Below are 21,038 nucleotides of genomic sequence, written 5' to 3'. Positions count from 1 at the left end.
GGGTGTTATGTTTTGTTATCCGGGAATGCAGGGGGCTGCTGCGCAGCCCCCTTGGCCCTTAAGCCAGGCTCTTGCTCACAACCTCATACACATCACTGGACAGCTCACCAGAAGCGAGAATCCGCTCCAGCTCACCTTTCATCAGGGCCTGGCGCGCCTCGTCATACTTGCGCCAGCGGGTCAGCGGCGCCAGTTGGCGCGAAGCAATCTGCGGGTTCAGTGCATTCAGCTCGATCACCAGGTCCGCCAGGAAGCGATACCCCGAGCCATCGGCCGCATGGAAGTTGACCAGGTTCTGACCGGCAAAAGCACCGATCAGTGCACGCACCTTGTTCGGGTTCTTCAAGGTGAACGCCGGGTGCTGCATCAGCGCCTTGACCCGCGCCAGCCCGCCCGGCAAGGCGCTTGCCGCCTGCACGCTGAACCACTGGTCCATGACCAGCGGGTTGTCCTTGAAGTGCTCGGCAAAGGCTTCCAGCGCCTTGGCACGCTCGGCTTCGAACGGCGAGTTGACCAATACTGCCAGCGCGGTCAGGCGCTCGGTCATGTTGTCGCAGTGCTCGAACTGCTCCAGGGTCGCTTCCAGCACCTGCGGCTTGCCGCTCTGCATCAAGTACGACAGGGCGATGTTCTGCAAGCTGCGGCGGGCAAAGTGCTCGGCAGACGCCACATACTCGGTGCTGCGCGACACTTCTCGGTTGGCCTGATAGCGCGCCCACAGGGCGTCGAACAGTTGCTCGGCGATCTGCTGGCGGGCGAATTCGCGGGCGGCGTGGATGGCGTCCACATCGGCCACCTGGCTGATCTCGGTGAGGTAGGCCTCACCCGGCAGCGAGAGCATTTCGGCAACCATGGCCGGGTCCAGCGACTCGTTGCCGAGCACGGTGCCCAGGGCGGTGATCAGGCGCTGGTCGAGCTTCAGCGCTTCGCCGCGCTGATGCTGGCCGATCAGCTCCTGCAACACCTGCACCGACAACTGCTGGCCCGCTTCCCAGCGGTTGAAGCCGTCGCTGTCGTGCTGCATCAGGAACATCAGCTGGTCGCGGTCGTAGGGGAAGCTCAGCTTCACCGGGGCGCTGAAGCCACGCAGCAGCGATGGCAGCGGTTTGGCCTGGATGCGCTGGAAGGTGAAAGTCTGCTCGGCTTCGGTCACCGACAGCACGCGGCTGGTGCCCTGCGCCGTCGCTTCACCGGCCAGTTGCAGCGGCAGGTCGTTGCCTGCGGCGTCCAGCAGGCCCAGCTCCACCGGGATCACGAACGGCAGTTTTTCAGCCTTGTCCGGGGTTTGCGGGCAACTCTGGCGGAACGTCAGGCTGTAGGTCTGCGCAGCGGCGTCATAAGCTTCGCTGACCTCCAGGCGCGGGGTGCCGGCCTGGCTGTACCAGCGTTTGAACTGGGTGAAATCGACGCCGTTGGCATCCTCCATGGCCTTGATGAAGTCGTCGGTGGTCACCGCCTGGCCATCATGGCGTTCGAAGTACAGGTCGCTGCCCTTGCGGAAGCCTTCGGCACCCAGCAAGGTTCGCACCATGCGCACCACTTCGGCGCCCTTCTCGTACACGGTCAGGGTGTAGAAGTTGGAAATTTCGATGAAGCTGTCCGGGCGCACCGGGTGGGCCATGGGGCCGGCGTCTTCGGCGAACTGGTGGGTGCGCAGGTAGGCGACGTCTTCGATGCGCTTGACCGTGCGCGAGTTCATGTCGGCGCTGAACTCGGCATCGCGGAATACCGTGAAGCCTTCTTTGAGCGACAGCTGGAACCAGTCACGGCAAGTGACACGGTTGCCCGACCAGTTGTGGAAGTACTCGTGGGCGACCACGCCTTCGACGCGCTGGTGCGCGGCATCGGTGGCGGTCTCGGCACGGGCCAGCACACAGCTGGAGTTGAAGATGTTCAGGCCCTTGTTTTCCATGGCGCCCATATTGAAGTCGTTTACCGCGACGATCATGAAGATGTCCAGGTCGTATTCACGGCCATAGACTTCTTCGTCCCAACGCATGGACTTCTTCAGGCTGACCATGGCGTGGTCGCACTTGTCGATGTTCTCGGGTTCAACATAGATGCGCAGGATCACGTCACGGCCGGACTGGCGGGTGAAGGTGTCCTCTACGCACCACAGGTCGCCGGCCACCAGGGCGAACAGGTACGCCGGCTTCATGAACGGGTCTTCCCAGGTCGCCCAGTGGCGGCCGTCTTCGGCCGGCCCGCTGCCGATCGGGTTGCCGTTCGACAGCAATACCGGGTAGCGATGCTGCTCGGCGATCACCGTGGTGGTGAACGTGCTCATCACGTCCGGGCGGTCGAGGTAGTAGGTGATCTTGCGGAAGCCCTCGGCCTCGCACTGGGTGCAGAACATCTTGCCCGACTTGTACAGGCCTTCCAGCGCGGTGTTGCTCTCGGGGTGGATCTTCACGCTGGTGTCGAGGGTGAACCGCTCGGCCTTGGGGTGCAGCGTCAGGCTGTCGGCTTCAAGCTGGTAGTCGCCCGCCTGCAGTTCCAGGTCGTCCAGCGAGGCCCGCAGCAATTCCAGCTGCTGACCGTCGAGCACCAGTGGCGGCAGGCCGGCACCGCGTGCCGGGTTGCGGCGCATGACCAGTTGCGCGTGAACCAGGGTGTGGTCCTCGAACAGCTCGAAGGTCAGGTGCGTCTCGTCGATCAGGTACTCGGGCGCCTGGTAATCCTTGAGGTAGATCACTTGCGGTTGTTCGGTACGCATGTGCAGGTCCTTTTTACTGGAGCACGGCCAACTGGTAGGCCGTGTACTTGCGAATGTTGATCACACCGGTGTCGAAGATCAGGTACTGGCCCTTGATGCCCAGCAGCGTGCCTTCGGCCACCGGGTCCTTGTCGAGGTTGAAGCTGACGATCTTTTTCGGGTAGGCCTCGACCGGGTACTTCATCTGCACCACTTCGGCATCGGGCAGCGGCTGGATCGCTTGCAGGCCAAAGCGCCCCTGCAGCTCGCGCAGGCCGTCGGCGCAGGCATCGAAGATCTGCTCGCGGATGGCCGGCAGGTCGAGCACCTCGGCGTCGCCCTTGAGCAGCGCACGCCAGTTGGTGCGGTCCGGCACCTGACTGCGCAGCACGTCTTCGACCAGGCCCGACTGCTGACGAGTAGCCACGCGCATGATCGGCAGGGCCTGGCTGGCACCCTGGTCGAGCCAACGGGTGGGCAACTGGGTGGCGCGGGTGATGCCGACCTTGATCCCCGAAGAGTTGGCCAGGTAGACCACGTGGTCGGTCATGCAGAACTGTTCACCCCACGACGGTTCGCGGCAGGTGCCGGCGTCGTAGTGGCATTTTTCCGGGGCCATGATGCACACGTCGCACTGGGCCAGCTTGGTCATGCAGGGGTAGCAGTAACCCTGGCTGAAGCTGGTCTTGGTGCGCTTGCCGCAATGGCTGCAGTGAATGGCGCCGAGGTATTCCAGGCGCAGACGCTGGCCGATCAGCGGGTTGACCGGCACCTGTGTGTCATCCAGGCAGAAGCTGTACTGCACCACCGGCGCCTGCAGGCTTACCGCCATTTTGCTCAACGAGCCACGAGCGAGTTCGATCAATGTACCGAGTCCGACTTGAACAGAATGTTGGCGATCGGCGCGGACTTCGATGCGCATTCCTGCGGGCCCATGTAGCCGGTACGCTGGTCTTCAGGCAAGTTTTTCATTTCCCAGGCGATGACCGCCTGCAGCGACAGCTCTTTCTGCTCGGCAGTGAGCTTGCGGCCATCCGACCATTTGCCGATTTCCACGGCCAGTTTCAGGCTCTCGTAGATTTCCGGGGTGATGTTTTCAATCATTTGCGCGAAAGTGGACATACAGTCTCCTGATTCAAGCCGACAGTTTACGCCGGGCCAGCGCCCCACCCAAGAGCCCGGTCAGGCATCCGATGAGCAGCCCGCCGACGTGGGCGGCATTGGCGATCTGGCCAAGGCCGAGGGTGCCGACCACACCGGTCAGGCACACCACCAGCCAGATCAGCATCATCACCAGCACACCCTTGGGCAGGTTGAAGTAACGGTTGGGCGCCAGCCACTGGAACAGCCACACATGCCCGAGCAGGCCGTACAGCACGCCGGACAGGCCGCCAAACAGGCTTGGCCCGCTGGTGTAGTGCTGGGCCAGGTTGGAAACCAGGCTGAACAACAGGGTCAGGCCCAGCAGCATCCAGGGCCCTTGGCGCAGCTCGATGCGCTTGCCCAGCTCCCAGTACCACAGGCTGTTCATGGCCAGGTGCAGCACGCCGAAATGCAGCAGCATGGGCGATACCAGGCGCCACCACTGGCCTTCGTCCAGGCTTTGCGCCAGCGAGCTGAAGTACAGGTAGTCGCCCTGGACGCGGAAGTCGAGGAAAGTGAACCAGCTGATGGTGGTGAAGTTGTCACCCAGGCTGGTGAGGCCGGCGACAATGAAGCACAGCAGCAGAGTGAGGGTGGTGACCTTGCAGGCTTTGGCTTGTTCTACCAGGGAGGGTTGTGCGGGGCTGATTCGCGGGCAGGCCCGCTCCCACAGGGGCCTGTGCAAGTTCGAGGTCGGCGTTGCCGTCGGGGTAGCGCTGGTACAGCTGCAGCACGTCTTGGGCCAGGGTATCGGGGGCCCAGAGGACCTGGGCATCGCCCTCCTCGCTGACCCGGTGTGGCACCTGCAGGCGCTGCAGCAGGTGAACGAAGCCGCTGAGGTCGACCGACAGCGGCAGGCGCATCACTTCGATAATGTTCATTGGTTGGCCTGTGGGCGGTCGACGTCGACCCAGACGAACTTGTGCGGGTCGATGCGGGTTTCATCATCCAGCCGGTAGGCGGCCAGCTTGCCGTAGAGCACGGCGCTGTAGTCCAGGCAGGCCAGGTTGGCGCGGATCGGCGCCGGGCGGCCGCTGCGCCAGTAATGGCCAACGAACAGCAGCGGCTCGTCTTCGTCATAGCGCAGCAAGGCGTTCTTCTGGCTGTGGCTGAGCGGGGTACTGGCCACCTCCGCGGGCAGGGCATCGGGCTGGAACACGATGTCGCCATAGGTTTGCGGGTCTTCTTCCCAGAACTTGGTGCGGAAGAACGCCCGGGTCAGGCCATCACCGCCAGTCAGGGTCAAGCCGTCCGGCAGGCGCATGTCGGTACCGCGCAACAGGCGGTTGCACACGGTGTCGGCAAAACTGCCGCTGACCGCCGAAGCCTGGATGAAGTGTTCATCGATGCGCCCGTCGGGGTATTGCTGGCGCAGCGGCTCGATCAGGCGCGGGTCCCAGCAGGCGTGCACCAGGCGGAAACGCCCAGCGTCAACGAACAGTGGCAGTTGGTAGAACCAGTTGACGAAGTCGTGCCAGTCGCCGGGGTGGTGGGCGAATTGGGTCAGGGTTTCATCGATCAGCCGGGCATGGCGTGGCGTGTGTTCACGTACATAGGCCTTGCCGCTGCCGGGCAGCGCCGGGGTCACCCAGCCCAGGGCGTTGTACTCGTGGTTGCCCATGATGCAGAACGCCTGGCCGGCTTCGACCATGTCGTGGACGATGTGCAGCGCCTCGCGGATACGCGGCCCACGGTCGACGATATCACCGAGGAACAACGCCTGGCGTCGCGGGTGGCGCCACACGCCGGCCACGCGCTTGTATCCGAGAGTGTCGAGCAGGCGTTCAAGGGTCAGCGCACAGCCGTGCACGTCACCGATGATGTCGAAACTTCGCGCCGGATCGAACATCAGTCGTCCCTGCTCCCCAGGCGGCTGCCCCACCCCAGCTTGGTGCGGCAGACCTCGTAGTAATTGTGGTCCAACGGGTGGATCAGGCGCAGTTTCTGCGGTTTCTTGCTCACCGTGATGGTGTCGCCGGGGGCGCAGGTGAAGTGGTTCTGGCCGTCACAGGACACCTGCGGGTAGATCTGCAGGTCCTTGGAGACCACGATCTTCAGCTCGCTGTTGCCATCGACCACGATCGGCCGCCCCGACAGGGTGTGCGGGTACATCGGCACGATCACGATAGCGTCGAGCTTGGGGTGCATGATCGGCCCACCGGCCGACAGCGCATAGGCGGTGGAGCCGGTGGGGGTGGCGACGATCAGGCCGTCGGCCTTTTGGCTGCAGACGAACTGGCCGTCGATGTAGATCTCGAACTCGATCATGCGCGTGGACTTGCCGGGGTGCAGCACCACGTCGTTCAGCGCATCACCCTGGCCGATGGCTTCGTGGTGGCGGCGCACCTCGGCCTGCAGCAGGAAGCGGTTTTCTACCAGGTAGTGGCCATCGAGCACCTGGGCGACCTTCTCTTCCAGCTCGTCGGGGCGGATGTCGGTGAGGAAGCCCAGGTTGCCACGGTTGATGCCCAGCACCGGAATGTTGTGCCGGGCCAGGGCACGGGCAGCGCCCAGCAGGCTGCCGTCGCCGCCGACCACGATGACCAGGTCGCAGACCTCGCCCAGCAGCTTGCGGGTGGAGGTTTGCAGGCCATGGCCAGGCAGCACTTCGGCGATGGTGTCCTCGAGGATCACGTGCAGGTGGCGATCGAGGAGGAATTTTTTCAGTCGGCGAATGGTGTCGAGCACCTGCGAGCTGCCAAGGCGACCGATGATACCGATATTGCGAAATTGCTCCATGGGGCTCCTGCGAGGCTCTGCGGCGGGTGACGATGCGCCGATTATGGGCGAAAGCACCGGGCAGCGGCAAACCGGCTATGCTCGCAGGATGACGCCATTCACCTTGCTCCAAGACCTGCCCCGACAATTGCAGCGCCCCGCCGTGCGCGATTTGGCCTGGGCCCTGCTGTCGCCGCCACTGCTCAGCGCCCCGCCCTGCCCCCAGCGCCACCCGCTGGCAGGCAGCCTGTGGGCGCAGCAGCCACAACGCCTTGAACAGTGGTTGCGCGGGCTGGATGACGACGACCGCCCGTTGCGCGAATGGCTGGCGAAACTGGGCAGCCGGCGCCTGGGGCATTACTACGAACGCCTGTGGCAATTCGCCCTGGGCCAGGCGCCGGGCATCGAACTACTGGCGGCCAACCTGGCGATTCGCGACGGCGGGCGCACCTTGGGCGAGCTGGACGTGGTACTGCGCGACGGCGACGGCGTACACCACCTGGAACTGGCGATCAAGCTGTACCTGGGCCCTGAAGGCGGCGGGCTCAACCCGCACACCTGGCTGGGCCCAGGCTGCCATGACCGGTTGGGGACCAAGCTTGCGCATCTGGCCGGGCACCAGTTGCCCATGTCCAAGGGCGCGCACAGCCGCGAGCTGTTGGCCACGCTGGGGGTTGAGCAGGTGCAGGCCCATGTATGGCTGGGCGGCTATCTGTTCTATCCGTTGCCTGGGCATGCCGAGCCACCCGCCGGGGCCAACCCGCAGCACTTGCGCGGGCGCTGGGTGCGACGGCGGGACTGGGAGATGGCAGAGGGTGAGCATTGGCAGCCGCTGCAGCGGCATGCCTGGCTGGCACCGGCGCGGGTCGAAGCAGGCGAATGCTGGACGGTGGAGCAATTTGCGGCATGGTTGCATGTGCTGGAGCGGCAAGCGCCGGCACAGTTGCTGGTGAGGTTGGAGCAGGCGGGTGATGGTGTATGGCAGGAGGTGGAGCGGGTGTTTCTGGTGGCTGACAATTGGCCATTTTTACCCGAGGCATGATGTCGCCCGTTAAAAAGGCCGGTGCAGGCAACACAATTTTCACAGACCCAGCGCAAAGATTTGTTCCCGGTAACCTTTACAGTGGTACCTGAGCGCCAGCAAGAGCGCCATTCCGACCTGATGACGAGGACCGATCATGGTTTCATCCACCCCCGCGACCCATTACGCACGCCTGTCCATCGCCCTGCATTGGCTGATGCTGGTACTGCTGGCCGCTGTCTACGCCCTTATCGAACTGCGTGGCCTGTTCCCCAAGGACAGCGCCGAACGCAACCTGATGAAGGACCTGCACTTCATGCTCGGGCTCAGCGTGTTCGTACTGGTCTGGCTGCGCCTGGCCATGCGCCTGAGCCGCCCGACCCCGCCCATCGTGCCCAAGCCGCCAGCCTGGCAAACCGGCCTTGCACACCTGATGCATTTGGCGCTTTACCTGCTGATGATCGGCCTGCCGCTGGCCGGCTGGCTGATCCTCAGCGCCGCCGACAAACCGGTGCCGTTCTTCGGCCTGGAACTGCCACACCTGATCGGCCCGAACCCGGACCAGGCCAAGTTCATCAAGGGCTGGCATGAACGTATCGGCAGCTGGGGCTACTGGCTGATCGGCCTGCACGCACTGGCCGGGCTGTACCACCACTATGTTCAGCGCGACAATACACTGTTGCGCATGCTGCCCTACAAGTAACCGCGCCGGCCCTGCAGGCCACCTGTGTGGACGAATATCAGGCGGCTGCCGGGCGTGAACAGCCCGGCAGCGACCTGATTACGCAGGGCCAGCAGGGCCTTGCCGGTGTAGAGCGCTTCGAACGGCACCCCCGTGTGTTGCTCGCACTCGGCAATGAAGGCCAGCAGTTCATCGTCGAACTTGCCGAAACCACCACGGCAGGCGTCGTGTAGCTGGTAACCAAGCGTGCCGGCCAATGCAGCTACCGTCTCCGGCACACCATGAGCCCTGGGCACGGCAAGTGCGCCATGTACCGCATGTGCCCCCGCCTCGGCCAGCACCAGGCCGGCCAAGGTAGTACCCGTTCCAGCAGCCAGCCACCAGGCGTCGTAGCCCGACCACCCCAGCGTCGCAATTTGCGCCTGCGCCTGCTGCATGATCAGCGCGCAGCCCTGCGCGCCAGCTTGCCCGCCACCGCCTTCGGGGATGCAGTGCCAGCCTGGGTAACGTGCCTGCCAGGGGCCCCAGAAACCGGGCTCGTTGCGTGCGCGGTAGCCGCCATAGCCCAACCAGTGCAGCGCCATGCCCAGCGCCTGCAGGTCACGCACGGTTGGCGTGTCCTGGGCGTGACCGCGCAGCAGGCCGACAGTGGCGAAGCCGAAGCGTTTGCCAGCGGCGGCCAGGGCGTGCAGGTGGTTGGAATGGTTACCGCCGAGGCTGATCAGCCCGGGGGCGTTATCGGCACTGGCCTGATCCAGGTGATGGCGTAGCTTGAACCACTTGTTGCCGCTGATCAGCGGGTCGATCAGGTCCAGACGCAGGATGGCGGCTTCGACCTGTGCGGTTGCCAGCCAAGGCAGATCCAGGCGTTGCAGGGGGCTTGAGGAAGGTCGAATACAGGCATGGCCGCAGTTTACAGGGATGGACGAAGCGAAAGGTTACGCGATCCTTGTGCGAGCGGCCTTGGTCGCGAAAAGGGCCGCGAAGCGGCCCCTGCCCATTCAAAGCTCAGCCGCTAATCGCGACCCCTGGTTGATCGCCCGCTTGGCGTCCAGCTCGGCCGCCACATCCGCGCCACCAATCAGGTGCACCGACTGCCCCGCCGCCACCAGCCCGTCCTGCAACTCGCGCAGCGGTTCCTGCCCGGCGCAGATCACCACGTTGTCCACCGGCAACACCTGCGGCTCGCCGTCCGCCACGCGAATGTGCAAACCGGCATCGTCGATACCCAGGTACTCGACGCTGTTGAGCATCTGCACCCGCTTGTTCTTCAACCCGGTGCGGTGAATCCAGCCGGTCGTCTTGCCCAGGCCATCACCCACCTTGGACTTCTTGCGCTGCAACAGGTAAACCTGCCGTGCCGGGGCATGCGGCTCGGCCTTGATCCCGGCCACCCCACCGCGTGCCTCAAGATGGGTATCGATGCCCCACTCTTTCCAGAATGCGTCACGGTCCTGGCTGGAGGCCACGCCCTGGTGCACCAGGTACTCGGACACATCAAAGCCAATGCCTCCCGCGCCAATCACCGCGACAGCCTTGCCCACCGGCTTGCGCTCGAGCAACACATCCAGGTAGCTGAGCACCTTGGCATGCTCCACACCCGGAATGGCTGGGGTACGCGGGGCGATACCGGTGGCCAGGATAATTTCATCAAAGCCACCCTCCACCAGTGCCTGCACATCGACGCGAGTATTCAGGCGCAGCTCCACGCCCGTGCTTTTGACCTTGTTGCGGAAGTAACGCAGCGTTTCAAAGAATTCTTCTTTGCCCGGCACCCGCTTGGCCACGTTGAACTGGCCACCGATTTCGCTGGCGGCGTCAAACAGGGTCACGGCATGGCCCCGCTCGGCCGCCACGGTGGCCGCCGCCAGGCCTGCCGGCCCGGCGCCGACCACGGCGATACGCTTCACCGCGCGCACAGGCAAGTAGTTGAGTTCGGTTTCGTGGCAGGCACGCGGGTTGACCAGGCAACTGGTCAGCTTGCCGCCAAAGGTGTGGTCCAGGCAGGCCTGGTTGCAGCCAATGCAGGTGTTGATTTCGTCGGCTCGGCCAGCGGCGGCCTTGTTGACGAAATCCGGGTCGGCGAGGAACGGTCGAGCCATCGAGACCATGTCGGCATCCCCCTCGGCCAGCACCGCCTCGGCCACTTCCGGGGTATTGATGCGGTTGGTGGTGATCAGCGGAATGTTCACCACACCGCGCAGTTTGGCGGTGACTTTGCTGAACGCCGCACGCGGCACCTTGGTGGCGATGGTCGGGATACGCGCTTCGTGCCAGCCGATGCCGGTGTTGATCAGGGTCGCACCGGCCTGCTCGATAGCCTTGGCCAGCAGCTCGATTTCGTCCCAGGTGCTGCCACCCTCGACCAGATCGAGCATCGACAGGCGGAAGATGATGATGAAGTTCGGCCCTACCGCACCACGCACCCGGCTGACGATTTCCACGGCCAGGCGCATGCGGTTTTCATAGCTGCCGCCCCAGCGATCGGTGCGGTGGTTGGTGTGGGCGGCGAGGAACTGGTTGATGAAGTAGCCTTCCGACCCCATGATCTCGACACCGTCGTAACCGGCGCGCTGGGCCAACGCCGCACAATTGACGAAGTCGGCAATCTGTTTCTCGATGCCCGCCTCGTCCAGCTCCTTGGGCTTGAACGGGTTGATCGGCGCCTGGATCGCGCTAGGCGCCACTTGCCGTGGGCTGTAGGCATAGCGCCCGGCATGCAGGATCTGCAGGCAGACCTTGCCACCGGCGGCGTGCACCGCCTCGGTGACGATGCGGTGCTTGTCAGCCTCTTCCTCGGTGCTGAGCTTGGCCGCGCCGGAATACACCCCGCCTTCATCATTGGGCGCGATGCCGCCAGTGACCATCAAGCCAACGCCACCCCGGGCGCGCTCGGCAAAGTACGCGGCCATGCGCTCGAAACCACCGGGGCGTTCTTCGAGGCCGGTGTGCATCGACCCATCAGGGTACGGTTGCGCAAGGTGGTAAAGCCTAGGTCCAGCGGAGCAAGCAGGTGCGGGTAGCGGTCGGCGGCCATGGAAAGGTCCCCTGGTGGCGTGATCACGGTATGCGGGCACCTCACTGGTCGGCGGGGCCCGTCGTTTGTCTGTCAGCGACATTAAACAGCCGTTTGAATTGGCTCAATGATCGAAACTGACAAGTTATTGATCCTGGCATACAGCGCGACTAACCTAGGGGACCCTCACTGTCCAAGGTGCCGTACTGCTTCATGCGAAAACTCCTGGCAAGCGCCCTGGCGCTGGTGATGATCGCCGCGCTTTGCGGCTACGGTTTCTGGACTCAACAGCGCCCGGAAGGCCACTACCTGTCCGACCTGCGCATCGAGTTGGCACTCAACCATGGCGTGCCGGGCGAGCATGGCAACCTGCTCGGTGTGGAGCCGCTGCTTTACCCAGGCGACTACCAGAACCTGCAACGCCTGCACCGCAAGCTCGCCGCTTACCTGGAGCAAGCCCGAGCCCAAGGGCTGGTGGGCCCACGCACGGTGGTGGTGCTGCCAGAGCACATCGGTACCTGGTTGTGGGCGCGCGGTGAGAAAAACGAGCTGTACCAGGTCACTCAGAGCCGCGAGGCTCAACAATGGCTGGAGCTAAGCAACCCGCTGCGCTACGGCCTGGCCATGCTTGGCGCCGACGGCGACGACTGGCGTGCCGATGCGCACCTGCGCATGAAGGCCGAGCAGATGGCCGCAGACTACCAGCAACTGTTCGGCGGCCTTGCCAAGGAGTTTGGCGTCACCTTGGTGGCCGGCTCGATCGTGCTGCCCGAACCCTACGTGAAACAAGGCGTGCTGCATGCCGGCCGTGGTCCGCTGTTCAACAGCAGCGTGGTGTTTGCCGGCGACGGCTCGCTACTGGGCCAGCCCCAACGCCAGCAATACCCTGACAGTGAAATGCGTCGCTATGTCCACGACGGCCGCCAGCACCCGCTGCAAGTCGTGCAGACTCCCGCCGGGCGCCTGGGGGTACTGGTGGGCAGTGACAGCTGGTACCCGGAAAACCACCAACAACTGGCACAGCAAGCAGTACAGCTGATCGCCAACCCGGTGTTCCTGAGCGGCAAAGGCAGCTGGGAAGCGCCATGGCGTGGCAATCGCCACCAGGAGGCCACCGCTGGGCTGGCCCTGCAACGTGGCGAAGTCAGCGAGCAGAACGCCTGGCAGCGCCTGACCGAGGCAGCCGGGGCCGGCGTCAGCAGCATGAGCGTGTTCATGCGCGGGCAGTTCTGGGAACAGGCCAGCGACGGCCAGGGCTTTGCCCGCCAGTCGGGTGAACTGCTGGCGGGTACTCCTAGCCATGGCGCCCGCCTGCTGAACCTGTGGCTGTAGGCCCATGGCCCGCCCCCGCGTACGCCTCGGCGACCTTTCAGTAGGCTTTGTCCAGCCGCTGACCGAAGCCCTGCGCGAGCGGGGTCATGACCCCGAGCCCCTGTTGCTGCGCTATGGCCTGGATGCCCCACGCCTTGCCGAAGCCGGCGCGCGCTTGTCGATCCCCCGCTACATGCACCTGGGCCACGCAGCCATCGAGCTGAGCGGCGAAGCCGCACTCGGCCTGCACATGGGGCGCTTGAGCCGCCTGGCACATGCCGGCCTGGCCGGAGTAACCGCCGCCCAGGCCCCCACCCTGGGCGAGGCGGCGCGCACGCTGCTGCGCTTCGAGCCCCTGTACGCGGCCAACTACCGTGGCCGTTCCAGCTTCGTGGAAGATGCCCAGGGCGCTTGGTTGCGCTTCTATTCCATCAGCCCCTACAACGCCTACAACCGCTTCGTGGTCGATTCACTGCTTGCCGGCTGGCTGGCGCAACTTGCCGACCTGGCCGGCATGGCGATACAGGCAGAACGCCTTAGCATCGAATTTTCCGCCCCCGCCTATGCTGCGCGCTATCAGGCGCTGTGCAGCACGCCAGTGCAATTCACGGCCGAAGCCAATCAACTGCGGCTAAGCCGCGCAACACTGCAACTAGCCAACCCCAGGCACTGCCCGAGCACCTGGCAGCACCTGCTGCAACTGTGCGAAGCAGAGTTGCTACAGCGCACACGGGTACGCAGCCTGGGCGAGCGCATCACCCATCTGCTGGGCCCGCTGCTCAATGGTGGCCGTGAACCGGACCTGGAAGAAGTGGCGCTGCACCTGCAGCTGCCAACCTGGACCTTGCGTCGCAAACTCGCCGAGGAAGGCACGCGGTTTCGCGACCTGCTCAACGAAACACGGCGCGACCTGGCAGAGACCTACATCCGTGACACGGAGCTGGCCTTTGGCGAGATTGCCTATCTGTTGGGGTTTGCTTCAGCCGAGGCCTTCCAGCGCGCGTTCAAGCGCTGGACGGGCCTCACGCCGGGGGAGTTCCGCCGCAGCCAGCGCCGGGCGGGTTAAAGCTCGGTGGCATCGTCGGCCGGTTCCGGGGTGTCCAGTTCATAAGCCTGGGTTTCGAGTAGTTCTTCCTGATATTCATCCATAGCCCTGCGTCCTCTTTGCTCATTTTGTCTTCGTGGGTATCGCCTTCAGCCTAAGCAGGTGGGATGAAGCGATGATGACAAGCGTATGATCCGGTACGTAGCAACCGTTACATCGTTGTGCTATTTGCATATTAGACCTTTTTGAGGAGGTGGGGAGCAGCGCCCCATCACAAGGCTAATGCACGGAGGGATGCAGATGGAGCTTGTATGGAGTACTGAGGATTTCTTGATCGCAGGGCGTCCTTACCCCGGGTTTCCCATTCTGCTTTGGGACTCAATGGCCAGTTGCACCGAGGCTAATCAGTTCCTTCGTCACTACCTGCTTCGCGGGAGCATAGGTTCCCGAAACTCTTGGCCCAATACCGGACGAGCAATATTCGACTTTTTCAGTTTTTTGCAGGTGCATGAACTTGATTGGCGAGAAGTAGATCGTGGTGACGCTAAGAGCCTTGTAGCTGCTTATCGAGATTATTGCTTGCACACATGCGGATTAGCAAAGACAACTACACGGCAACGCCTGACGTATATTTGCAGTTTCTACGAGTTCGCGCTTAAAAATGGCTGGATAGAGCGCCTGCCTTTTAGTTATGAGGAGCGGTTTGTACAGCGCACTACGAGCTTCCTTCAGCATATTTCCGTCAAGGGTGGCAAGTCGCTAGCAAAAGATGTAATGCCCCGCCACCACAAGAATCCTCCGAAATTTTTAGGCATGACCGAAATCAGGTCTCTTCTTTCTGCATCGGAAAATCAGCATCACCGAGTCATGATTAGGTTAGCACTACACACCGGCCTCCGCCGCAACGAACTTGCAACTTTCCCACTGACTTATATTTTCGATCCTGACAAGGCTAACCGAACCGAGCGAAATCTTCGTATTCGACTCGATCCTTACGACGGCAGCGGTATGGAAACCAAGGGTAACAAGGCGAGGCATATACATTTCAGTCGGAAATTCATGAAAGAGCTTCACCACTATGCCTCCAAAATTCGCGGAGAGCGAGCATCACTGAAAAACAACCAAAAGACATTACTTCTCAACCAGTTGGGGGAACCTTTTGGAAGCGACGGAAAAAGCTTAAATCGGATCATTGCCGACATTGGAAAGAAGGCCGGAATCAAAGTCAATACACATATGCTACGACATACTTACGCAACTCACACCCTCGTTAATCTTCGGCGCAACCCTCAAAATGGAATTGATCCGCTAGTATTCCTTCAACGTCAACTTGGCCACAGCTCAGTTCATACCACAATGGTTTACCTGCACCTTGTCAATGAAATGGTAGATGAGGCGATATTGGCATATGATGATGAGTTAAGCGAAATGACGGAAGACGACTAATGGGTAGGCGAAAAACATTCATTAGGACTGAGCTGAGCACTCCAGAAGATGAGCGCGCTCTCGCCACAGAAAGAAAAACAATAATACCATCGGAATCTATCCCACCGAAAAATACCATAGTCAATTTCAAGCGTAACGCAATCGGCAGTCGAAGCTTTGATTTCACACCATGGTATGGCGTCAAAATAGATACCATCACTTATGCGTGTCAACGCCAAATTGAGCGCTTTCTGGCGGGTCAAGACAACATCATATCGACCTCAACCATCAGTGCATACTGCCACACTGGACTACGCAGCTTCCTAGAATACTGCTCCCTCAGGGCAAAAGCCATTAGACGAAAGCTTACACCCTCAGATATAGATAGAAATCTTATCGATGGTTACCTGCACTATCTAAAAAAATTAGCTATTACAACCACATCCCAAAAAGAATATTACGCCAAAGCGAAGGCAGTACTCAGAGCGCTTGGACTGCGTAGGGTATTCCCCCTCATCAGCACCGGCGACAATGCTACTTTTCCGAAAAATCCATTCCCGAACAACTCCCGAAAATACAAGAGCGCAACTGCACTATCAAAGCGAGAACGAAAGGATTTCACAAAAGCGCTACAAGAAGCCATTGGACCAATTTGGATGGTGGATACTAGCATTACAGCGAACCTTTTATCATTCGCACTACTAGCAATAGCACTCCATACCGGACGCAATACTACCCCCTTGCTGGAAATGGACCGCAACTGCTTGCACCCACATCCGAAAGAGAACACCGCATTCTTAGTTTTATGGAAGCGACGCGGCCACACCCACAGCAGAGTGGCTCTTAGGGTGAAAGCGAACACAAAACTTCGGCTTGAATCCATGTTCAGCGTGAAAAATAGCGTAGAAAATCTTATCCGTCGAGTCATGGCCCTGACAGAGCCACTAGATTCAGAGGCTCCGGATGAGTATAAGGGGCGTGTGTGGTTATATCGCAGTCGCGCCAACGCTTCAACCGGACAAGTCACAGCACTAACAAGCATGGCATTACACAAATCGATAGACCTGCTTGTTAAAAACTACTCTCTTAAGGATAGTAACGGAAAACCACTGCGTATCAACATTTCGCGACTGCGGAAAACTTTCGCAAACCGCATCTTCGAACTATCAAATGGGGATCTCTTAATCACGGCAGCTGCCCTCGGCAACACCCCACGCGTAACCGATCAAAACTATCTGGCGCCTGGAGAAGATAGTCGCCGAAACTGGCAATTCATGGGAGGCATATTAGTAAATGAATTACTGACCGCTACCATTGGTGCGACTTATAAGGAAACCCCTACCGGCCGCTGCGCTGACCCAGTCAATGGCCAATATGCACCAAAGCGAGAAGGTGCGACTTGCATGAACTTCATGAGTTGCTTGCGGTGCAAACATTACGCAGTGACTTCTCAGGACCTATATAAATTATTCAGCTTCTACTTTCGGGTTCTAGCAGAACGCTCACGAATGGACAAACGCCGCTGGGCCCGAGATTACAGTCATATCCCTCGCTTGATTGACGACTATATCGTTGCTGAAGGATTGCGTCGTAAAATCTTTAAAGCATCGATGATTGATGCTACACGTGAGCACGCTAGGTCTCAACCGCACCCGTTCTGGTCAGTAGACCTTGTTGGAAGCCTGGAGATTTTCTCATGAGCCACTCTACCCTGGATGTGATCAAACTTAAATCCTTCCCCGGCCAGCCTATCGATACACTTGGACTACTTGAATCGGAACGCGATAGTCTAATCATAGCCGCAACCAAAATAAATGGACAGTGGACCACAATTAGCCGGTACGGAGATAACATCTGGCATCTACGTGACCAGCCAAGTAATGTCCCTGACAGCAGGAGGAAAATAAACTTTGACAATGTGCCATTAGCTTTCCGCACAGTGATGAAAGCGATGATGTACCGGCACATAATGCGGGGTCGTATCGGTTCAGCGCGACCCAAGGGCGGCACAACACGGGTCGCCTTTGAGCACTCACTCCCATTCTTTCGGTACTTGGAAAAACTTAAGATCTCCAAGCTATCCGAAATATCACCTATAATCACCCAAAACTATGCCACCACTTACAAAGATCGCAATGCAAATTCGGGATTTTTTACATCGGTTGAAGTCATCTACGAACTAAGCCAGTTTACTGACCAACCAATGCCACAGCATCCATGGCCCGACACCTCCGCATTTATACTATCAGGCAGCGCAGGAAAATCTCGCGGAGGCGCAACTCCGCTCATCCCAGATGATGTATTTTGCACACTCTTCTCGCATGCGTATCAGCAATTAGAAAACAGCAAAATAATACTTGATCTCCGTGACGAACTTGATGTCTTGGCAGTAGAGTGGAAGGGTCGTACTCACGGAGGTCTCAATCTTGCTAAGACACGGTACCTGAAGGCTAAAGGTTGGAGCGGCGGAATAATGAGGCTGTCAAAATCGCTAAATAGTCTACGCACCGCCTGTTACATTGTGCTTGCAAGCACTTCAGGCTGTCGAAATCATGAGCTATGTAATTTGCAGATAGGTTCGCATCACTGCACCGAGGACGATGAAGGTACGATATATCATTGGATGCGCTCCAAATCCGAAAAAACTGATGCAGGGATAATTAAATGGATGATCCCAGAAGTAGGCGTACTTGCCCTGCGCGCCATGGAACGCTGGTCCACGCCTTACCGCGCATTGATCGCTGAGGAAATTGTTCGGCTATATCGTATCAACCCACACCACGCGCAAATCGCTGAGGCAGAGAAGCACCGAAACTCGCTATTTCTGAGCATCGACAGGACTGGAAAATTGAGAGTCCGCACACTTACCCTCGCAGGTTGGCAAAAAAACCTACAAGCATTCGCCAAAAATTGCGGACTTAGCTGGAACCTTACCAGCCATCAATTTCGTCGCAAGTTCGCAAACTACGTCGCGCATAGCAAATTTGGCGACTTACGCTATCTCAAGGAACATTTTGCTCATTGGACTTTAGATATGTCCTTGGGTTATGCGATGGATGATACCTGGGGACAGCATCTGGATCTTGACCTTTATGACGAAATTCAAGACGAACTGGTAGATATAAAAATCACCACTGTAAGTGGCTGGATAGAGGGTGAGAGCCTGGCAGGAGGATACGGATTGGCTATTAAAAAATGGCAGAGGGAACCACATAATCTACTGATATTTAAAGACCATGCTGCGATGATCAAATCCATCGCTGAAAGCACTTGCATCCGCAGCAATGGACATGCATGGTGCACTGCAGATAGTGATGCCTGCATCGGCAACACCATTGAGCGCACTCGCTGTAGTGGTTGTGATCATTCGGTCATCGGACCGTCTCATGCGCCGATGTACCAGCGTCTTTATAACGATCTCAAAGATTTGAGAAACTGCACTGACATCGGCGAGTCTGGTCGCCGACGTGTAGAGCGCGACCTCAGCCGCAGCCAAGAAGTATTAACCCAACTCGGAATGCCACAGGATCTGATTTCGTGAAGCCTAAGACGAAGGCTGTGAACAACTACAAGCCGGCTGCGGATCGTGAAAAGGATCTGAAGCTAGCCCTCAGTCGTATCAAAAAGGGCCGCGCCCACACTGGCGAGACCAAGCTCAGTATCGCGGCAGTAGCTCGCGAGGCGGGCGTCTCAACAGCGTTAATTCACAACCAGTACCCCAGAATTGCGGAGGCGATCCGCGATGCTCAAGGGCGCTCAAGCCGTGCTACGCGTGATTCAAAACATCAAGAGTTGACTGCCGAACGTAATAAAGGCGCTGGATATCGCTCAGAAATAGCGGAGCTTCGGGCGAAAATAGCACGACTAGCATCACTCAATGAGGTGTTGCTGGAAGAGAACCTTGTGCTCAAAGCTAAGCTAAAGGACATGAAGGTCATCGAAATTGTGAGATGAGCTCAACCCAAATTTTTGAGCACTGTCAATTCAAGGTGGCGGCAGACGCCCACCTTACCAACCGCTGCCGGACCTCAGAAGGCCCATCTGGTGAGCAGCCCTACACGGAGAATCGTGTGTCCCGCGTCGCTGAACCCCGTCTACTCGAACCACAGCTTGCTGAACGAGTACAGCTTTGCGCTGCGCCAGGACATCGAGATACTCGATCCAAAACCACTCGCGATGGTTGTCAGCGCGACGACCAGCTCATAATTCCATCAGGACGATCCTGCTTTAAGAGGCACCCACGAGGTCCCTTTAGGGCAGCGGTGTAAACCTGTTTTTTTCACTGTAAACCACTGTGGTTTACAGTGAAAAAAACTAGTTTACAAGGCCCTACTGGCGGGGCTTTCCGGCGATTCGACTCCTACCAGAGCACTCAAATTCACACCACTTTCTCCTCCCCTAGCCGATTGGTGCTGAGACAGAGCCGGTCATCGCTGTTACGCCGCGTCTTCTCCAACCCCAGCTCAGCGCCTAGCTAGGAATTACTCAGGCACCTGACTACGTGATCAGCAGGTCTAGGCGTTGTAAAGTTCCCGCCCAGGTGATCTTCCATCTGTCGAAATGCCTCTTGCATGCTAGCATTCCAGTGAGGCATGATAAATCCATAACTACAAACAAGCGGTGCCCATCATGGTCAGCATTGCGTGCAAAGACTCATCGCCCCTCTTGTCACGCCGGCATGTGACGAGATCCTCCAATGGCTGCCATCGAGGCAACCTTCTCCGACTCGTTTTCCCAGACAGATAAACCCTTTCGCTATCGCGAGCTGGAGGGGTTCCCTTCTGTTCAGTGCCCACGGCCTCTGGCCCAATGAAAATAAGGAAAATAGAAATGAGCATGATGAAAGCTGCCCGCCTTCATAAGGTTGGTCCGACCTTCCAACTCGACTCGATCGAGGTCCCTGAGACCCCGTGCACATGACGTGGTGGTAGAGGTGAAGGCTTGCAACTTGGTACCTAACCTTCGCAATGTCATCGAGAGCTACTCCACTTGGTTCCCCTACCTCCCGCTTCCGAAGCTGCCGGCGGTTTACGGTTTGGATGCTGCCGGCATCGTCAAAGAAGTGGGAGAAGGCGTGCACGGCATCAAAGTCGGAGACCGCGTGTACGTGAATCCCGGCCGTAGCTGCGGCTCCTGTCATGCCTGTCTGCGCGGTCAGCACATAAACTGCACTGCGTTCACCTTCCAGGGCTACTTCGGGTTTGGCCCAGGCTCCCAAGAAATCTTCGAAGACTACCCCTACGGCGGATTGTGCCAATACATGACCGCGCCGGCATCGGGCTTGGTCAAGCTCCCTGAAGCGATATCCTTCGAGCAAGGATGCCGGTTTGGCTATCTCGGCACCGCCTATTCGGCCCTTCGGAAAGCAGGTGTGTGTTCTGGTCAGTCTGTGCTGATCAGTGGCGCCACCGGAACGCTAGGACTCGGGGCCGTCCTGCTTGCCTTGGCCATGGGGGCTACAAAAATCTTCGCGATGGCTCGTAACCGCCAACTCTTGGAGCGAGTTCGCGCTCTCGCCCCAGATCGTATTTTGACGATTTCCGTCGGCGATGAGCCACTGGGTGATTGGGTACGTAAGCACACTGATGAGCTCGGTGCTGACGTCTTCATTGATGCGGTTGGCCCTGGCGCTCCTCACGAACTTACCGTTGACGCAATTGGTGCCCTTCGCCGCGGCGGCCGCATGGTGGATATCGGGGGTATGTCTGAGGACCTGCCAGTACCGATGTTCAAACTCATGTGCTTCCAGATCAGCGTGATCGGCTCCCTCTGGTTCACTGTGGCAGAAGGTCAGGACATGGCTGAAATGGCTGCCGCTGGCACCTTGGACCTATCGGTATTCGACCAGGAAGTATTCGCCATCGAACAGGTGAACGAGGCGATGGATGCGATAGCAGACCGCAAAGGCGGTTTCACCAACGTTGTAATCAATCCCAGCCTGACCTGAAACGCAGCGCCGCTCGATCGGGCGGCGCTCAGTCG

13 protein-coding genes and 4 pseudogenes are annotated in these 21,038 nt (G+C 59.5%); 9 read left to right on the top strand and 8 right to left on the bottom strand.

The genetic code is table 11. The annotated features are described in order from the left end of the window. Positions 1-58 precede the first annotated feature (58 nt). The 6 genes and pseudogenes from pepN to AB5975_18110 form a co-directional block, all read right to left on the bottom strand. A complete protein-coding gene (pepN, locus tag AB5975_18135; GenBank protein ID XDR18545.1) occupies positions 59-2,716 on the bottom strand; it encodes an aminopeptidase N in 2,658 nt (885 codons plus the stop codon). Between the two features lie 13 nt (positions 2,717-2,729). After that, entirely contained in the window at positions 2,730-3,560 is an 831-nt protein-coding gene (locus tag AB5975_18130; protein ID XDR18544.1) for a DUF2797 domain-containing protein, read from the bottom strand. Next, positions 3,557-3,817 carry a YeaC family protein gene (locus AB5975_18125; GenBank protein XDR18543.1) on the bottom strand — a complete coding sequence of 87 codons (261 nt, stop codon included), beginning with the start codon at positions 3,815-3,817 and terminating at the stop codon, positions 3,557-3,559. The genes AB5975_18130 and AB5975_18125 overlap by 4 nt, the downstream gene beginning before the upstream one ends. 13 nt (positions 3,818-3,830) lie before the next feature. Further along, positions 3,831-4,719 (bottom strand): annotated as a pseudogene (locus AB5975_18120) (rhomboid family intramembrane serine protease). Further along, positions 4,716-5,687 carry a metallophosphoesterase gene (locus tag AB5975_18115; protein ID XDR18542.1) on the bottom strand — a complete coding sequence of 324 codons (972 nt, stop codon included), beginning with the start codon at positions 5,685-5,687 and terminating at the stop codon, positions 4,716-4,718. Before AB5975_18115 ends, AB5975_18120 begins: the two are co-directional and overlap by 4 nt. Beyond that, positions 5,687-6,577: an NAD(+) kinase gene (locus AB5975_18110; GenBank protein XDR18541.1), complete on the bottom strand. Its 891-nt coding sequence runs from the start codon at positions 6,575-6,577 to the stop codon at positions 5,687-5,689. The genes AB5975_18115 and AB5975_18110 overlap by 1 nt, the downstream gene beginning before the upstream one ends. Between AB5975_18110 and AB5975_18105 the strand changes: the two genes are divergently transcribed. Further along, positions 6,576-7,598: a DUF1853 family protein gene (locus AB5975_18105; GenBank protein ID XDR18540.1), complete on the top strand. Its 1,023-nt coding sequence runs from the start codon at positions 6,576-6,578 to the stop codon at positions 7,596-7,598. The genes AB5975_18110 and AB5975_18105 overlap by 2 nt on opposite strands. A gap of 136 nt (positions 7,599-7,734) precedes the next feature. Next, positions 7,735-8,280 (top strand): cytochrome b, encoded by a 546-nt coding sequence (locus AB5975_18100; protein XDR18539.1) that lies wholly within the window; start codon positions 7,735-7,737, stop codon positions 8,278-8,280. Here the strand turns inward: AB5975_18100 and AB5975_18095 are convergent. Then, positions 8,271-9,163 (bottom strand): annotated as a pseudogene (locus tag AB5975_18095) (1-aminocyclopropane-1-carboxylate deaminase/D-cysteine desulfhydrase). The gene AB5975_18100 and the pseudogene AB5975_18095 overlap by 10 nt on opposite strands. A 97-nt stretch (positions 9,164-9,260) precedes the next feature. After that, positions 9,261-11,296, bottom strand: a pseudogene (locus AB5975_18090) (FAD-dependent oxidoreductase). A 192-nt stretch (positions 11,297-11,488) separates the two neighbouring features. Between AB5975_18090 and AB5975_18085 the strand changes: the two are divergent. From AB5975_18085 to AB5975_18055, 7 genes and pseudogenes are all read left to right on the top strand, one after another. After that, positions 11,489-12,607 carry a nitrilase-related carbon-nitrogen hydrolase gene (locus AB5975_18085; protein XDR18538.1) on the top strand — a complete coding sequence of 373 codons (1,119 nt, stop codon included), beginning with the start codon at positions 11,489-11,491 and terminating at the stop codon, positions 12,605-12,607. 4 nt (positions 12,608-12,611) lie between these two features. Further along, on the top strand, positions 12,612-13,652 hold the full coding sequence (locus AB5975_18080; GenBank protein ID XDR18537.1) for an AraC family transcriptional regulator: 1,041 nt from the start codon (positions 12,612-12,614) through the stop codon (positions 13,650-13,652). Positions 13,653-13,931: 279 nt separating this feature from the next. Further along, the gene (locus tag AB5975_18075; protein ID XDR18536.1) at positions 13,932-15,077 is read left to right on the top strand and encodes a tyrosine-type recombinase/integrase; all 1,146 of its coding nucleotides are present in this window, start codon (positions 13,932-13,934) and stop codon (positions 15,075-15,077) included. Next, complete coding sequence (locus AB5975_18070) at positions 15,077-16,756, top strand: hypothetical protein (GenBank protein ID XDR18535.1); 1,680 nt, start codon at positions 15,077-15,079, stop codon at positions 16,754-16,756. The genes AB5975_18075 and AB5975_18070 overlap by 1 nt, the downstream gene beginning before the upstream one ends. Then, complete coding sequence (locus AB5975_18065) at positions 16,753-18,597, top strand: integrase (GenBank protein ID XDR18534.1); 1,845 nt, start codon at positions 16,753-16,755, stop codon at positions 18,595-18,597. Before AB5975_18070 ends, AB5975_18065 begins: the two co-directional genes overlap by 4 nt. Beyond that, the gene (locus tag AB5975_18060) at positions 18,594-19,010 is read left to right on the top strand and encodes a TetR family transcriptional regulator (protein XDR18533.1); all 417 of its coding nucleotides are present in this window, start codon (positions 18,594-18,596) and stop codon (positions 19,008-19,010) included. Before AB5975_18065 ends, AB5975_18060 begins: the two co-directional genes overlap by 4 nt. A gap of 876 nt (positions 19,011-19,886) precedes the next feature. Further along, positions 19,887-21,003, top strand: a pseudogene (locus tag AB5975_18055) (alcohol dehydrogenase catalytic domain-containing protein). The last annotated feature ends 35 nt before the right edge of the window (positions 21,004-21,038 follow it).

It is taken from the genome of Pseudomonas putida, from assembly GCA_041071465.1.
Classification (GTDB): Bacteria; Pseudomonadota; Gammaproteobacteria; order Pseudomonadales; family Pseudomonadaceae; genus Aquipseudomonas; species Aquipseudomonas putida_P.
The sequence above is the reverse complement of the archived record's forward strand: the minus strand, read 5'-3'. Positions and strand labels throughout refer to the sequence as shown.

What these genes read in the sequence shown, in the direction of transcription:
- pepN (XDR18545.1), bottom strand. Translation starts at nt 2,716, where the DNA reads ATGCGTACCGAACAACCGCAAGTGATCTACCTCAAGGATTACCAGGCG.
- AB5975_18125 (XDR18543.1), bottom strand. Translation starts at nt 3,817, where the DNA reads ATGTCCACTTTCGCGCAAATGATTGAAAACATCACCCCGGAAATCTAC.
- AB5975_18115 (XDR18542.1), bottom strand. Translation starts at nt 5,687, where the DNA reads ATGTTCGATCCGGCGCGAAGTTTCGACATCATCGGTGACGTGCACGGC.
- AB5975_18105 (XDR18540.1), top strand. Translation starts at nt 6,576, where the DNA reads ATGGGGCTCCTGCGAGGCTCTGCGGCGGGTGACGATGCGCCGATTATG.
- AB5975_18110 (XDR18541.1), bottom strand. Translation starts at nt 6,577, where the DNA reads ATGGAGCAATTTCGCAATATCGGTATCATCGGTCGCCTTGGCAGCTCG.
- AB5975_18100 (XDR18539.1), top strand. Translation starts at nt 7,735, where the DNA reads ATGGTTTCATCCACCCCCGCGACCCATTACGCACGCCTGTCCATCGCC.
- AB5975_18085 (XDR18538.1), top strand. Translation starts at nt 11,489, where the DNA reads ATGCGAAAACTCCTGGCAAGCGCCCTGGCGCTGGTGATGATCGCCGCG.
- AB5975_18080 (XDR18537.1), top strand. Translation starts at nt 12,612, where the DNA reads ATGGCCCGCCCCCGCGTACGCCTCGGCGACCTTTCAGTAGGCTTTGTC.
- AB5975_18075 (XDR18536.1), top strand. Translation starts at nt 13,932, where the DNA reads ATGGAGCTTGTATGGAGTACTGAGGATTTCTTGATCGCAGGGCGTCCT.
- AB5975_18070 (XDR18535.1), top strand. Translation starts at nt 15,077, where the DNA reads ATGGGTAGGCGAAAAACATTCATTAGGACTGAGCTGAGCACTCCAGAA.
- AB5975_18065 (XDR18534.1), top strand. Translation starts at nt 16,753, where the DNA reads ATGAGCCACTCTACCCTGGATGTGATCAAACTTAAATCCTTCCCCGGC.